11 protein-coding genes and 1 pseudogene are annotated in these 15,039 nt (G+C 71.3%); 6 read left to right on the top strand and 6 right to left on the bottom strand.

What is annotated here, in order from left to right; genetic code table 11:
- Positions 1–81: 81 nt before the first annotated feature.
- Positions 82–561, top strand: a complete 480-nt coding sequence (locus tag IE245_RS15850; RefSeq protein ID WP_189947837.1) for a cation:proton antiporter regulatory subunit — start codon at positions 82–84, stop codon at positions 559–561.
- Between the two features lie 4 nt (positions 562–565).
- Positions 566–1,810 (top strand): cation:proton antiporter, encoded by a 1,245-nt coding sequence (locus IE245_RS15855; protein ID WP_189947839.1) that lies wholly within the window; start codon positions 566–568, stop codon positions 1,808–1,810.
- 641 nt (positions 1,811–2,451) lie between these two features.
- Here the strand turns inward: IE245_RS15855 and IE245_RS15860 are convergent.
- Positions 2,452–3,153, bottom strand: a complete 702-nt coding sequence (locus IE245_RS15860; RefSeq protein ID WP_030493110.1) for a response regulator — start codon at positions 3,151–3,153, stop codon at positions 2,452–2,454.
- A 383-nt stretch (positions 3,154–3,536) separates the two neighbouring features.
- On the opposite strand from IE245_RS15860, the gene IE245_RS15865 reads away from it, so the two are divergent.
- Positions 3,537–3,857, top strand: coding sequence for an STAS domain-containing protein (locus IE245_RS15865; protein ID WP_189947841.1), 321 nt, complete (start codon positions 3,537–3,539; stop codon positions 3,855–3,857).
- A 154-nt stretch (positions 3,858–4,011) separates the two neighbouring features.
- Complete coding sequence (locus IE245_RS15870) at positions 4,012–4,476, top strand: pyridoxamine 5'-phosphate oxidase family protein (protein ID WP_189947843.1); 465 nt, start codon at positions 4,012–4,014, stop codon at positions 4,474–4,476.
- A 120-nt stretch (positions 4,477–4,596) separates the two neighbouring features.
- Here the strand turns inward: IE245_RS15870 and IE245_RS15875 are convergent, their stop codons facing one another.
- From IE245_RS15875 to gap, 4 genes are all read right to left on the bottom strand, one after another.
- A complete protein-coding gene (locus IE245_RS15875; RefSeq protein WP_444545735.1) occupies positions 4,597–6,324 on the bottom strand; it encodes a sensor histidine kinase in 1,728 nt (575 codons plus the stop codon).
- A gap of 68 nt (positions 6,325–6,392) precedes the next feature.
- The gene (gene adhE, locus IE245_RS15880) at positions 6,393–9,050 is read right to left on the bottom strand and encodes a bifunctional acetaldehyde-CoA/alcohol dehydrogenase (RefSeq protein ID WP_189947845.1); all 2,658 of its coding nucleotides are present in this window, start codon (positions 9,048–9,050) and stop codon (positions 6,393–6,395) included.
- Positions 9,051–9,202: 152 nt separating this feature from the next.
- A complete protein-coding gene (locus IE245_RS15885; RefSeq protein WP_189947847.1) occupies positions 9,203–9,748 on the bottom strand; it encodes an Rv1733c family protein in 546 nt (181 codons plus the stop codon).
- Positions 9,749–9,798: 50 nt separating this feature from the next.
- A complete protein-coding gene (gene gap / locus IE245_RS15890; RefSeq protein WP_189947849.1) occupies positions 9,799–10,827 on the bottom strand; it encodes a type I glyceraldehyde-3-phosphate dehydrogenase in 1,029 nt (342 codons plus the stop codon).
- Positions 10,828–11,064: 237 nt separating this feature from the next.
- Between gap and adhP the strand changes: the two genes are divergently transcribed.
- Positions 11,065–12,075 (top strand): alcohol dehydrogenase AdhP, encoded by a 1,011-nt coding sequence (gene adhP, locus IE245_RS15895; RefSeq protein ID WP_189947851.1) that lies wholly within the window; start codon positions 11,065–11,067, stop codon positions 12,073–12,075.
- A gap of 39 nt (positions 12,076–12,114) precedes the next feature.
- Positions 12,115–12,822, top strand: coding sequence for a CBS domain-containing protein (locus tag IE245_RS15900; RefSeq protein WP_229851312.1), 708 nt, complete (start codon positions 12,115–12,117; stop codon positions 12,820–12,822).
- Positions 12,823–14,080: 1,258 nt separating this feature from the next.
- On the opposite strand, the pseudogene IE245_RS15910 reads toward IE245_RS15900, so the two are convergent.
- Positions 14,081–14,248 (bottom strand): annotated as a pseudogene (locus IE245_RS15910) (pirin family protein); the annotation flags it as partial.
- Between the last annotated feature and the right edge of the window lie 791 nt (positions 14,249–15,039).

The raw sequence follows: 15,039 nt of genomic DNA on the forward strand, positions 1-15,039 counted from the left end.
CGCGGATGCCGAATAACCAATGCGCAACAGTCGGGTGCCGAGTCGTATGACGCGGCTTCAAGACGGACGGGATGGGGTCGTGTGGACGTCAACGAGGTGCTGCTGCCCGGTGTGGGGCTGCTCTACGAGTTCGTCAACCGGGAGGGCGACAGGATCGGTGTGGTCGCGCAGCGCTCGGGTGACTTCGAGCTGGCGGTCTACGGAGAAGCCGACCCGGACCAGGCGCGGGCCGTCTTCCGGCTCACCGGCGAGGAGGCCGACGTCCTCTCCGAGATCCTCGGCGCACCGCGTATCGCCGAGCGGTTCGCGGATCTGACCAGGGAGGTGCCCGGCCTCAGCGCCGGGCAGGTCGAGGTGCCCGTCGGCACTCCGTTCGCCGGCCGCCCGCTGGGAGAATCCAGGGCACGGACACGGACGGGTGCGTCGATCGTGGCGATCGTCCGTGACGAGGAAGTCATTCCCTCGCCGGGTCCGGAGAAGGTTCTGAGTGCCGGGGACGTACTGGTGGTGATCGGGACCCGGGAGGGGATCGCCGCGGTGGAACAGCTCTTCCGGGGCTGAGCGGATGCGTATCTCGGTCGCCCTGCTGCTGGAGCTGGGCGTCATCCTCACCTTCCTGGGTCTGCTCGGCGCTCTGGCGCGACGCTTCGCGCTGTCCCCTGTCCCTTTGTACCTCCTGGCGGGCCTGGCACTGGGCGAGGGAGGAATCGCCCCGGTCCCGGCAGCGGGTTCGTTCGTGGAGACCGGTGCGGGCATCGGGGTCGTGCTGTTGCTGCTGGTGCTCGGTCTCGAGTTCACGGTGCCGGAGTTCACGGTCAGTCTGCGCCGCCACCTGCCCTCGGCATGGGTCGACCTCGTGCTGAACGCGACCCCCGGTGCGGTGGCGGGATGGCTGCTCGGACTGGGCGCAGGAGGGATCCTCGCGCTCGCCGGGGTGACCTACGTCTCCTCGTCGGGCATCATCGCCCGGCTCCTGGGCGACCTGCGGAGGATGAGCAACCGGGAGACCCCGGCAGTGCTGTCCGTGCTGGTGCTGGAGGACTTCGCGATGGCGGCGTACCTTCCACTGCTGGCCGTCGTGGCGGCCGGCGGCACATGGCAGGAGGCCCTGCTGGGAGTGCTGCTGGCCCTGGGCGCGGTAGCGGCCGCGCTCACCATGTCGTACTGGTGGGGGCACCATCTGGGGCGGCTGTTGTCGCACCCGGACGCGGAGCAGCTGTTGCTGCGCCTCCTGGGCGTGACGCTGGTCGTCGCGGCCCTCGCGGAGGCCGTCCACGTCTCGGCGGCGGTCGGTGCCTTCCTGGTCGGCCTCTCCCTCACGGGCGAGGCGGCCGACCGGGCGCGGAAGGTACTGAGCCCGCTGCGGGACCTGTTCGCCGCGGTGTTCTTTCTCGCGATCGGCCTGTCCGTCCCGCCGGACTCGCTGCTGCCGGTCCTTCCGGTCGCCCTGCTCCTGGCCGTGGTCACCGCCGTGACGAAGGTGGGGTCCGGTTGGTACGCGGCGCGCCGCGAGGGCGCGGGACGCCGAGGGCGGCTGCGTGCGGGAACCGCGCTCATCGCCAGGGGCGAGTTCTCCCTCGTCATCGTCGGCCTCGTGGGCACCGGTGACGACCGGCTCGGCGCCCTCGTGGCCGCCTACGTCCTCCTGCTCGCCGTGGTCGGCCCCGTCATCACCCGCTTCACCGGACCACGCCCTTCCGACGCGAAGCGCTCGTCACGCCTCGGCACGCCCGTGCCCTCATCAGGAAGTCGGCGTCGTGGCGGCAGCACGGCGGGGGAACCCGGTCGCCGTGAACGCCCCGTGGTGTGAGGCCGCGGCGGCGCCGGAAGCCGGGTGACCCGGTCGAGGCACGGGCACGGCGAAACGGACCGCCCACGAAGCGGAAGTCCGCGGATTTCCCGTTCGCGCGGCACACGCTGGGGCCTGACAGCCGTGTCCTCAACCGTCGCGCTCCCGCCCCGCACGGATTCGACGAACTGTCGGTACGGGCCGTGGGCGCGGAGCCGGGGGGAGTGATCGCCGTCCGGGGCTGCTCGGTGGTCGTCCCACCGGCTGCAGGCGTCACGCAGCCGGCTTCACGACCTGTACCGGCCCTCGCACCGAGGAGGACCGGTCGTGAGCGCCCGCACCACATGGTCTGTCGGGGCGGGGGCACCACGCGCGGGGACACCCAGAAGCCTCGCGTCGTTCGAGGCTCCCCTGCCAGGGCCGTCGAGAGCTCCGCGGCGTGGACCCGAGGGTCCCCGTCGCGCGACCCGGTGACGGCGGGTGGCCCGAGTGCGGCGCGTCGACCACCACGTCGGCCATCACCGTCCGAGGCCGGCGCAACCTTGCCGGGACGGCCCGAACGCGATGCGCCGGCCTGTCGGCCGGACATACGGAAACGTCCCGTCCGCGGCATCCTTGCCGGATGACGCGGACGGGACGCTCACGACCCCGTGGGACCGTACTCAGGTCTTCGGGCGGCCCTGGTCGTCCTGGGCGGCCAGGGCTTGGGTGGCGATGACCGCGGCCTGCACGCGGCGTTCGACGCCCAGCTTCGCCAGCAGCCGGGAGATGTTGTTCTTCACGGTCTTCTCGGCGAGGTAGAGCCGCTTGCCGATCTCCCGGTTGGTCAGTCCCTCCCCGACCAGGGCGAGAATCTCCCGCTCCCGATCCGTCAGACCCGGCAGGCCCTGCGGCTGCTCTTCCTTGGCGGCTCCGCCCCGCAGCCGGGCCATGACCCGTGCCGTGGCGCCGGGGTCGAGCATGGACTGACCGGATGCGACCGTACGCACGGCGTTGACCAGGTCGGTGCCGGTGATCTGCTTGAGGACGTAGCCGGACGCGCCGGCCATGATGGCGTCGAGCAGTGCCTCCTCGTCGTCGAAGGACGTCAGCATCAGGCAGGCCAGGTCCGGCATGCGTGAGCGCAGCTCGCGGCAGACGCTCACCCCGTCTCCGTCCGGCAGTCGCACGTCCAGGACGGCGACCTGCGGACGCAGCGCCGGCACCCGCACGAGCGCCTGCTCGGCCGTGCCCGCCTCCCCGACCACAGTCAGGTCCGGTTCGGCGTCCAGCAGGTCATGCACCCCACGGCGCACCACCTCGTGGTCGTCGAGCAGGAAGACCCTGACCGGCTCCTTCTCGGTGAGGCCGCTGCTGTCCGTCATGAAGCACTCCGTGTTCGCCTAGTCCATTTCCGCCGCAGGCGGATCCGTCTGCATCGTGCCGCGTGAACGGGACCTCCGGCCAGGGCCGGATGGCCCTCATTCCGCGTCGTCCTCTCCACACCGGTGCCCGGAGCGGCGGTGCCCATGCGATCGCCGGGCTCGGCAACCGCACGGACGAGGAACACCGGGCGGCGGAGGCGACTCGCATCCGATGGGCCCTTCGCGATCAGCCCGACCGGACAGGGACCTTCGGCCCCGCGCCGAGGGACCCACGGCAGATGCCGCCCGAGTCCGCGTTCCGGTGGACTGCCCCGTGCCGGCGCTGTCGGCGCAACGAGGGGCCACGGGCCCTGCCCGGTCACAGAGAGGCAGCCTCCACGACCATGACCCAGATCAGCCTGACCGAGACCCCAGCGGACCGGAGCACGGTGTCCGTCGCCCTGGCCGGAGAGCTCGATCTCTGCACCGTCGCGCGCATCGAGCCGGTTCTGAACCGTCTGACCAGGGAGGCGGAACGCGGAGTGACGCTCGACCTGACGGGCGTCACCTTCTGCGACAGCTCCGGCGTCGCGCTCTTCCTCCGCATGCACCAGCGCTGCCAGGCCTCCGGCGTGGGCTTGAGACTGTCCGGTATCCAGCGGCTTCCCGCTCGGGTCGTCCGGGCCCTGGGCGTGGACCGTGCCTTGCCCTGCTCCTTCGCCTGACAGCTGGGCAGGAGGCCGTGCCCTCCGGCAGGACGGCCTGAAACGCGTGTGGCGGGAAAGGTCCGTTCGGCCCTAGTGCCGGTGGTCGGCCGCAGGCACGCTGACGGAAGGCGCGTAGCACGCGAGGACCGAACCGGAGCAGAAGGTGGGCACGATGGAGGAGGAAGCCACTCATCGAACGGTGGACGATCACCGCGAGGCGGTGGCGCCCCGGCGGATGGCACAGCTCGGGCGGGCCGAGGCGCTGCGCCTGCTCGGCACCGTGTCCCTGGGACGCATCGTCTTCACCCAGCACGCCCTGCCGGCCGTCCGTCCCGTCAACCACCTCATGGACGGCGACGACGTCGTCGTCCAGCTCCACGACGGCGCGACGCTCGCCTCCATCGTGGCGCCCACCGACGCCACCGGTGTCGTCGTGGCCTACGAAGCGGACGTCATCGATCCCGAAACACACTTGGGCTGGAGCGTCGTGGTCACCGGATACGCCCGCCGCGTCACGGACGAGGGCGAGCTGGCGTCCTTCGCCTCCCGCCTGCGCTCCTGGGTGGACCACCCCGCCATGAACGCCGCGCTGCGCATCCGACCGGACCTGGTGACGGGCCTGCGGCTCACCCCGTAGCGGGTCGGCCTTCCTCTCCGGGAGCGCGTGCGACCTGCACGCGAACGTTCCGGCTGCCAGGGGTGGTCCCGGCGCCCGAGCCCGCACGGCGCGTGTGAGGACGGCGTCCCGCGACGGCGATCACGAGCCGTCACGGCGTGGGGCGAGCGGCGCCCGCCACACGAGTCGGCTGCCGCCCTCCGTCGGCCGCTCGACCCGCAGCGTGCCGGCCACGCCCGTCGCCCGCTCCTCGAGGTTGCGAAGGCCGCTGCGCCTGCCCTCGGCGGGGATGCCCCGGCCGTTGTCCGTCACCGTGAGGACGACCTCGTCGTTGGTGGCCTGCAGCGAGACCTCGACCCGGCTCGCGTGGGCATGGCGGGCGGCGTTGCTCAGCGTTTCCGTGAGGGCCGCCACGACGTGCTCGGCCACCTGCGGCGGCACGTCCGTGTCGAGCAGTCCCTCCATGCTCAGGCGTGGCGGGAAGCCGAGGGTCGTCGCCGCCTCTCCCACCGCGCGGGCCACGCGTGCCCGCAGACTCGGTCCCGAGTCCTCCTCACGGGCACGCAGGCCGAAGATCGTGGAACGGATGATCTTGATGGTCTCGTCGAGGTCCCCCACCGCGCGCGAGACGCGTTCGGCGGCGCCCTCGTGCTGTACGAGCCGTGCCGCGCTCTGCAGGGTCATCCCGGTCGCGAAGAGCCTCTGGATGGCGAGGTCGTGCAGGTCCCGGGCGATGCGGTCGCGGTCCTCCAGGAGGGCGAGCTGCTCGGCGTCACTGCGCCGCGCGGCGAGCTCCAGAGCGAGCGCGGCCTGCCCTGCGAAGGCGAGCAGCGGGTCGAGTTCCCCCTCCGTGAAGACCGGTTCGGCCTCGTGACGGGCGAGCAGCAGAACGCCTCGGGTGTCCTTGACGGCGGTGCCCAGCGGGACGGCGACCGCCGGGCCCAGCCCGTCGAAGCGACGGGGCCCGGCGGTGTACCGGTCGTCCTGCGCGAGGCCGGCGGTGGTCACGGGGGCGCCGGCCTGGTAGGCGGCGCCCGAAAGCGTGCCCGCGACCGGGACCACCAGGCCACGGCGGGTCTCGCCGTCGGCACCGATGGCCAGCTCGACGACGAGGTCGTCCGTCCCGGCGACGGGCACGGAGACGTCGGCGAGCGCCGCGCCGGTGATCTCCTGGGCGCGGCGGGCGATCAGCTCCAGGACCTCGAGTCGGGGGCTGCCTGAGAGCAGGCTGTTGGTGATCTCCGCGTTGGCCTGAAGCCACCGCTGCTGGCGCTGCGACCCCTCGTACAGCCGCGCGTTGTCGATGGCGACGCCGGCGGCGACGGACAGGGTGGAGATCACCGACTCGTCCTCGGCGTCGAAGTCCATGCCGCCGCGCTTGTCGGTCAGGTAGAGGTTGCCGAAGACCTCGTCGCGTACCCGGATGGGCACGCCGAGGAACGTGCGCATCGGCGGGTGATGGGCCGGGAAGCCGTAGGACGCCTCGTGGGCGCCGAGGTCCGTCAGGCGGAGCGGTTCCGGGTTGCGGATGAGCTCTCCCAGGATGCCGTGCCCGGCCGGCAGGGGGCCGATCTTCGCGATCTCCTCCTCCGTCAGCCCGACGGTGAGGAACTGCGACAGGGTCCGGCCGTCGGGCCCGATCACTCCGAGCGCCGCGTACTGGGCGTCGACGAGCAGGGCGGCGGCTTCCACGATGCGCCGCAGCACCTGGGAGAGGTCCAGTTCACGGCCTACCGAGACGACGGCCTCCAGGAGGCTGTGCACCCGGTCCCGGGTGCCGCGGGCGGCGTTGATGCGCGCCTGCAGCTCCTCCAGCAGCTCGTCGAGCCGCATCTGGGGCATCCGCGACAGCGGCTCCTCCACGCCCACCGGTCCTCCTCCGTCGATCACCCGCCCGTACCGTGACAGCCTATCGGCCGGGCGGGTGACCCGGAGCGTCAGCTCAAGGGCAGTGGCCGGGGCCCGGCGTAGTAGGCGGCTCGCATGATGTCCTCCATGTCGTCCAGCATCGGCGTGCGCGGGTTGGCGGGCGCGCACTGGTCCTCGTAGGCGTTCAGCGCCTGCCGCGGCAGGGCGCTGGTGAAGTCGGTCTCGTCGACGCCCAGGGCTCGGAAGGACGGTTCGATGCCGACGGCGTCGCGCAGGCGCTCCACGGCGGCGGCGTACGAGGCGACGCCTTCGGCGGCGGTGGAGGCCGGCAGTCCCAGGGCGCGGGCGATGTCCTGGAAGCGCTCGGGCGCCCGGTAGCTCTCGTACTTGGGCCATCCCGTCGGTTTGGCGGGAACCGTGCCGTTGTAGCGGATCACGTGCGGGAGGAGGATCGCGTTGGTCCGCCCGTGGGCGAGGTGGAAGGTGGCGCCCAGGGTGTGGGACATGGCGTGGACGATGCCGAGGAAGGCGTTGCCGAAGGCCATGCCTGCGATGGTGCCCGCGTTGTGCATCTTCTCCCGGGCCAGGGTTCGCGGTGCGTCCCGGCCGGTGACGGCGGCTTCCAGGTTCTCGAAGATCAGCTTGATGGCGTGCAGCGCCAGGCCGTCGGTGAAGTCGTTGGCGTAGACCGAGACGTACGCCTCGGTGGCGTGCGTGAGGGCGTCGAAGCCGCTGTCGGCGGCGAGCGACGCCGGCAGGTCGGCGGTGAGTACCGGGTCGACGATCGCGACACTGGGGGTGAGGGCGTAGTCGGCCAGCGGATACTTCTTGCCGGTCGCCGGGTCGGAGATCACCGCGAAGGGGGTGACCTCGGCGCCGGTGCCCGAGGTGGTGGGGACGCAGACCAGGCGCGCGCGGTCACCGAGAACCGGGAAGCGGAAGGCGCGCTTGCGGATGTCGGAGAACTTCTGCCGCATGTCCGCGAAGTCGACGTCCGGCTGTTCGTAGAGCAGCCACATCACCTTCGCCGCGTCCATGGGGGACCCGCCGCCGAGGGCGATGATGGTGTCCGGCCGGAAGTCGCGCATGAGGGCGGCGCCGCGTCGTACGGAGTCGATGCTCGGCTCCGGTTCGACGTCGTCGATGACCTGGAGGGTCACGGGCCGCTCCCGCTGCCGCAGGACCCGGCTGACGCGGTCGACGTATCCGAGCCGGGTCATGGTGGCGTCGGTGACCACGGTGACGCGGTGGACATCCGGCATCGCGGCCAGGTAGCGGATGGCCTGCGGCTCGAAGTAGATCTTCGGCGGCACCTTGAACCACTGCAGGTTGTTCTGCCGTGTGGTGACGTGCTTGATGTTGAGCAGCTGGGCGGCGGAGACGTTGTCGGAGACGGACGTGCTGCCCCAGGATCCGCAGCCCAGGGTCAGCGAGGGCAGGAGGCGGTTGTAGATGCCGCCGATGGCTCCCTGGGACGACGGTGAGTTGACGATGATCCGTACCGTCTTCATGCGGTGGCCGTATCGTTCCGCGAGGTCCGGGTCGCCGGTGTGGATCACAGCGCTGTGCCCCTGCCCGTGGAAGGCGACCATGTCGGCGGCGAGGTCGAACCCCTCCTCGGGCGTGCCGGCCCGTAGCACGGCGAGCACCGGGCAGAGCTTCTCCCGCGTCAGCGGCTCGCCCGGGCCGACGCGACCGGTCTCGGCCAGGATCAGCGAGGTGTCGGCGGGGACGGTGAACCCGGCCCGCTCGGCGATCCAGGCGGGGCTCTGGCCCACGGCCGCCGGATTGACGCGGCCCTGGCGCCCCGCCGGGTCCGGCGGGAAGAGGTAGGTCTCCAGCTGCCTCTTCTCCTCCGCCGTCGCGAGGTACGCGTGCAGGCGTCGGAACTCGGCGAGGGCCTCGTCGTACACCTCCGCGTCGAGGATGACCGCCTGTTCGGAGGCGCAGATCATGCCGTTGTCGAAGGACTTGGACAGGACGAGGTCGTTGACGGCCCTGCGCAGGTCAGCGCTGCGGTGCACATAGGCGGGTACGTTCCCCGCGCCGACGCCGACGGCCGGCTTGCCCGCCGAGTAGGCGGCCTTGACCATGCCGTTTCCGCCGGTCGCGAGGATCAGGGCCACGCCCGGGTGGCGCATGAGGAGGCTGGTCGCCTCGATCGAGGGCTCCTCGACCCACTGGACGCAGTGCTCGGGGGCTCCGGCGGCGATGGCGGCGTCCCGCACGACGCGGGCGGCCTCGGCGCTGCACGCCTGTGCGGAGGGGTGGAAGGCGAACACCACCGGATTGCGCGTCTTCAGTGCCAGCAGCGCCTTGAAGACGGTCGTCGACGTCGGATTGGTGACCGGGGTGACCGCGCAGATCACGCCCACCGGTTCGGCGATCTCGATGATTCCCTCGATGTCGTCGCGGCCGACGACGCCGACCGTCTTCGCCCGGGCCATGCTGTGCGTGACGTGTTCGCAGGCGAACATGTTCTTCGCGGCCTTGTCCTCGAACACGCCGCGTCCGGTCTCCTCGACCGCCAGCCGTGCCAGGGTGGTGTGCTGGTCGAGGGCGGCCACGGAGGCCTTGGCGACGATGTGGTCGACCTGCTCCTGCGTGAAGGACTCGAAGTCGGTGAGTGCCTTGGTCGCGTTGTCGACCAGCAGGTTCACGGCCACGCGCGTGTCCGATGGGGCGCTGTCAGAGGTGGTGTGCGGGTCGCTGGTCGGCTGGGTCATGAAGGCTCCCTGAGTCTGGGTGGCCGGCGGCCGTGCAAGGCCGGCCACCGGGTCGGCTGCCCGTTCCGTCACCCACAGCCTTGCGCCGGACGAGCCCGTGGCGAAGGTCCCGAAGGTCCCGCGGAGGGGCCCGATGGTCTCCCGGCGGCAGCTCAGGCGGTTCGCGGGTCCCACGCGGGAGCCACTCGGGCCCATTCCCTCGCCCACCGCCGGCTGTGGCGACGCTCGTATCGCCGTCGCACGATCCGGTGGACGGCGAGGACCATGAAGCCGAGGCTCACCGTGACGGCTGTTCCGGCCACGGAGGCGTCGAACCGTGCGGCGGCCAGGCCGGGCGGCGCCGAGGTCATCGCGCCGTCCTCATCCGTCCACACGGGGACACGCGCTCCGCGCTCCAGGTGGCCGGCGACCGGCACCCGGTCGGTGTGAGGGACGCCGTCGACGTCGGTCCACCGCACCGCGACCGTGGTGCGTGCGCTGCCCCTGGCCGGCGGTGCGGCGTCCTCCACCAGCACGGCGTCGGTGAGGTGGCTCCCGGCCCGCTGCTGTGACCGTGCCTCCAGCACGGCCTCCCAGGCCGCCGCGCCGCCCAGCGGCGCGCCGACGCACCCGGTCACGCCCAGCACCAGCAGGAACCAGCCCTCCACGGCGTGGGAGCGGCGGCGCAGCGCGTTGCGCCGCCATCGCCATAGCCGCACCCGCCTGACGCCCGCCGTCCCGTCTCCGTTGCCGCCGCGTGCCCCGGGGTTCACCGGCCGTCCAGCAGGGCGGCGACGTACTGGGTCAGATCGACCAGACGGTTGGTGTAGCCCCACTCGTTGTCGTACCAGCCGAAGGCCTTGACCAGGTTCCCGTGGGCCTGGGTCAGGAGGGCGTCCACGATGCAGGACGCGGGGTCGCCGACGATGTCGCGCGAGACGATCGGGGCGTGACTCACGCGCAGGATGCCCTTCAGCGGTCCACCGGCGGCGTCGAGGAAGGCGTCGTTGACGTCCTCCGCGGACACCGGCTGCTCCAGGACGAGGGTGAGGTCCGTCAGCGAACCGTCCTCGACCGGCACGCGCACGGCGATGCCGTCCAGGGTGCCGGCGAGCTCCGGGAGCACGAGACCGACGGCGCGGGCGGCACCGGTGCCGGTCGGGATGATGTTCACGGCGGCCGTGCGCCCCCGGCGCAGGTCCTTGTGCGGACCGTCGAGCACGACCTGGTCGTTGGTGTATCCGTGGATGGTGGTCATCAGTCCCTTGACGATCCCGAAGCGCTCGTCGAGGACCTTCGCCATCGGGGCCACGCAGTTGGTGGTGCAGGACGCGTTGGAGATCACGTGATGCGCGTACGGGTCGTACGCGTACTCGTTGACGCCCATGACGAGGGTGGCGTCCACGTCCTTGCCGGGCACCGAGAGCAGCACCTTGCGCGCACCCGCCCGCAGGTGCCGGCCGGCGTCCTCCCTGGTGCGGAAGCGGCCGGTGGCCTCGATGACCACGTCCACACCGAGGTCCCCCCAGCGCAGGTCGGCCGGGTCGCGCTCGGACGTGACGGCGATGCGGTGCCCGTCCACCGTGAGCGATTCGTCGTCGTGCTCGACGGTGCGGCCGAGCCTGCCGTAGGTGGAGTCGTAGGCGAGCAGGTGGGCCAGCGCGGCCGGCGAGGCGAGGTCGTTGACGGCCACCACCTCCACCGGGATGCCGTTACCCGTCTCCATGCGTTCCATGACGCAGCGCAGGTAGTCGCGCCCTATGCGCCCGAAGCCGTTGATGCCTATGCGTACGGTCATCTCCGCCGCCCTCCCGACAGGTGCCGATTCGAGTGGGGCCAGCCTGTCGGCTCCGCCTGGCCGGGGGGCAGGGGCCGAACGGGGGGCGCCGCAGGGTCATTGGGCCCTCGTGCGCCGTGCCCCTCCCGGCCCGGTCCGCCACGGCCCTTCGGCCCGGCGAACGGGTCCTGACCGGTTCTGTTCCCTGCCCGTGCCGCGCAGCACGCTGGAAGCGACGACGAGCATGAGGAGCAGGCCATGAAGGCAGCAGTGGTGAAGGCCCTGGGAGAACCGCTGGTGATCGAGGAGCGTCCCGATCCCGTGCCCGGTCCCGGACAGGTACGCATCCGCGTCGAAGCGTCCGGGCTGTGCCATACGGACATCCACGCGGCCCACGGCGACTGGCCGGTCAGGCCCACGCCCCCGTTCGTCCCCGGGCACGAGGGCGTCGGCATCGTCGAGGAACTCGGCGCGGGCGTCACGCACCTGTCGGTCGGGCAGCGCGTGGCCGTGCCCTGGCTGGGCTGGGCCTGCGGACGGTGCGAGCACTGTCTCTCCGGCTGGGAGACCCTGTGCGAACAGCAGGTCAACACCGGGTACGGGGTCGACGGCGCCTACGCCGAGAAGATGCTCGCCCACGCCGACTTCGCGCAGCCCGTGCCCGACGGCGTCGACCCGCGCGAGGCGGCGCCCCTGACGTGCGCGGGAGTCACCACGTACAAGGCCCTGAAGGTGGCCGGCATCGGTCCGACAGACCTCGTGGCGATCTCCGGTATAGGCGGGCTGGGACACCTCGCCGTGCAGTACGCCAAGATCGCCGGTGCCACTGTGGCCGCGATCGACATCTCCGACGACAAGCTCCGGCTCGCCGCCGACCTCGGCGCCGACATCCTCATCGACGCCCGCAAGGAAGACCCGGCAACGGTCCTCCAGCGGTACGGAGGCGCGCACGCGGCCCTGGCCCTGGCGGTGAGCGAGGAAAGCTTCGCGACCGCCCTGGCCGGCCTGCGCCGGGGCGGCAGGCTGGTCATGGTGGCCCTTCCCGCCGACGGCGCGGTCCAGGTTCCGATCTTCTCCACCGTGCTCGGCGGAACGTCCGTCATCGGCTCGATCGTCGGTACCCGCCAGGACCTGGCCGAGGTGTTCCAGCTGCACGCCGCCGGACGTACCCGCGTGATCTACGAAACCCGCCCCCTCTCGTCCGTCAACGAGTGCGTCGACGAGGTGCTCAAGGGAACGGTGAAGGCTCGCGTGGTCTTCGAGATGTGAACTGTCCCGTACCCGCGCGCACGACAGGAGATGAGAACCGTGGTCGGAAACCGGATGGTGGGCGAGGTGATGACCGGTGAGGTGGTGCAGGCGCGCCCGGACACCTCAGTCGGCGAACTGGCCCGCATGCTCGCCTCCCACCGGATCAGCGGCGTGCCGGTGGTGGACGAGGACGACAAGGTCATGGGTGTGGTGTCCCAGACGGACCTCACCCGGCGACAGGCAGGTCTCGGCCGCGGTGGTGTCGGGCGACGCCGACTGGCGGGAGTTCTGAAGCGGCTCGTCCACGCCCGTCCGGCCGCGTCGGCGGCCATGGAACTGATGACCAGTCCAGCGGTCACGGTCCACCCCGAGCAGCGCGTCGTCGACGCCGCGCGCATCATGGAACGCCGTCACATCGACCGGCTGCCCGTGGTGGACGAGGAGGACCGCCTCATCGGCATCACCACGCGACGTGACCTCCTGCGCGTCTTCCTGAGAACGGACGAGGAGATCCGCAGGGAAGTCGCCGACGCCGTCACTGCCCGGAGGGCGGCCCCCCGCGGTGCCGAGAAGCTCCACGTCGATGTCCGGGACGGGATGGTCACCCTGGCCGGCTCGCCCGGGCCGGAGGCCGACGCGTCGGTACTGGTCCGAGCCGCGTGGCGGGTGGACGGCGTGGTCGGTGTGGTGAACCGGCTGACGGTCGAGCGGGTGAGCCCTCGCCCACCGCAGGACGGGGCACCATCGTCTTCCGCCGTCGACTGAGCGCCGGCGTGGCGGCGGGTGCAGGCCTCGGTCACGGCCCCGTACGTGGGCTGAACGCCCCTGACCTTGAAGCCGAGATCCCGGCGTACGCAAGGGACAGGGGCACCGCGCCCACCGGGCAGATCCGGCCGTGACCTTCGAAGAGACCGTCGCCCCAGTTCCCGCCGACAAGTCGCTGGGCGGCGGCCCGCACAGCCTGGCCGCACTCCCGGCGGGCCGGGCCACGGGCACGGACACCCTGCACCAGGCCAGGCAGGTCCGGAACCGGATCGCCCACGAAGGCGCCTCGATCGGCGCCGTCCGGTCCGTGGACCGCGACCGCGTCCTTCGGCACATCGTCAAGCTGCGCCGCCGGGACGGATCCTGCGCTCGGCGACAACGTCCTCTCGCAGTGGTGCCACGGCCTGGCGGAATCGCGTGACCCGCCTCCGACGGGCTGGTTCAACGGCTATCCCGACGCCGTCGACCCACGGGTCTTCGGTCATCTTCGTGGCCTGCTGCCCCAGCAGTCTTCGAGCCTTGCCGGCGCGGAGTAGCGGCACAGACCCGGTGGTCGCTCCTCGACGTCAGTCAGGTGCTCCGGAAGCCGCTCCAGAGCCTCCCTGAGAGAGCCGGAGCCCGTTGCAGTCAGTGATCAAATCGCCCTCCGTCCGTCATCATGCCCGTTCAGACGCTTTCCGCATCCACGGACTTTCATCACACTCCGCACACGCCGCCTTCGGCGGCCACAAGCGGTCGGGCATCGGTCGGGAGACCCACAAGATGATGCCGGAGCACTACCAGCAGACGAAGAAGCTGCTGGCGAGCGACTCGCCGCATCGGCCGCTTCCGTCGCGGTTCACCGACGCCAGGAGGCGCGACGCCGGTACGCGCTCTTCCAGGGCCGAGACCGGTGCGCGAGCTTCCTGTCGCAGACAGCGGGCACGGCTCTGAGGGCACCCGCGCGGCCCGTACGGCCGAGCAGGCGGTCGGCCCGCGGATGACGAGCGCCGCTCCTGCTCCGCCCCACGTGACCCACGCTGGCCCCCCCTGCGCCGCGTCATCGAGAAAACTGACCTCCCGTCAGAAAAGTCGGCAAGAGGTCGGCATTCAGCTGACCGGACCCGCTCGTGCACGAGCACACCCTGGAAGCACACCAGCCGACTGCGCGGCTGCGGGAGGGGCTGCGATACGCCCTCCTCCCACAGCCGCGACAACGAACCACGGACAGGACCAGGCACCTCCGCCCCTGCATCGATTAGGAGCGGAAGACCCCAACTCAGCGCACCCGACCCCGCGCCTTCAGTTGGGCCGCCGGGAGCTCGGAGGCGTCCAGACGGTCACCGTCGTAGCCCTTGACCTCGCCGAAGCGATCGCTCGCCGTCCAGTCCTCCCTCGCCTTGCGGATCTCGTCGTAGGCGCGGCCGACGAAGTTCCACCACAACATGGCCACCTATGTAGCGCCGCGAGAGAGATCGCACCGAGTGACGCCGGCTCCGAGCAAAGAGCTTCCGGTTCAGGGTCGGAACTCGCCGGCCTCCGGCCTGAACCAGCACACTCAACTCCCGTGCTGGTTCTCGCCGCTCACAGCGCGAAAAGACGCAGGTCCTAGCCCTGATCGGATGAGTTGTCGTACCACTCGATGGTGGTGCCGATCAGGCTCGCGGCGACGATCCGCTTGATGGATCCGGGGGACGTGGGAGCGTGTGTTGCGGCGGCCATGTGCACCACTTCCGAGCAGGCGACGGGGACGTGTTCGTGTCGCCACACCGTAGAAACCCGCTGGTCACGCGTGTATGTGGCTGCACACCATAGTTCGGCGGCCGAAGGTGCGGGCGGCCACCATGCGAAGGCCCTCCGAGACGGTCGACCACCTTCCGGACAGCGGCTTGCACCCGCCCCAGGAGGGCGTCAGATATGGCTGTTTCCGCCCCGGTTCGACGAGGGGGTTCTCCCTCCGGTGCTGGTTCGGTGCTGACTACGGAGCGTTGAACTCGGGCATTCGGACACGGATCGGATGGCCATGGGTGAGCAGACACGTGAGGCCGACAGCCTCCGTCGAGGACCGTCGGCCTCACGTCTCATCGACCGGCGTCAGGCAGCCGCAGCGAGCGTGTCGAACTCCAGGGGCAGAGCCGGCTCGGCCTCCCGGGTGAAGACGGCGTCCATGAGGTTCCTCAGCCGCTCCGGCGCGTCGGGCATGACGTGCGCGTACGTCTCGAACGTGATGCGAGGGTC

The organism is Streptomyces roseolus, assembly GCF_014649855.1.
In the GTDB taxonomy this organism is placed as follows: domain Bacteria; phylum Actinomycetota; class Actinomycetes; order Streptomycetales; family Streptomycetaceae; genus Streptomyces; species Streptomyces roseolus.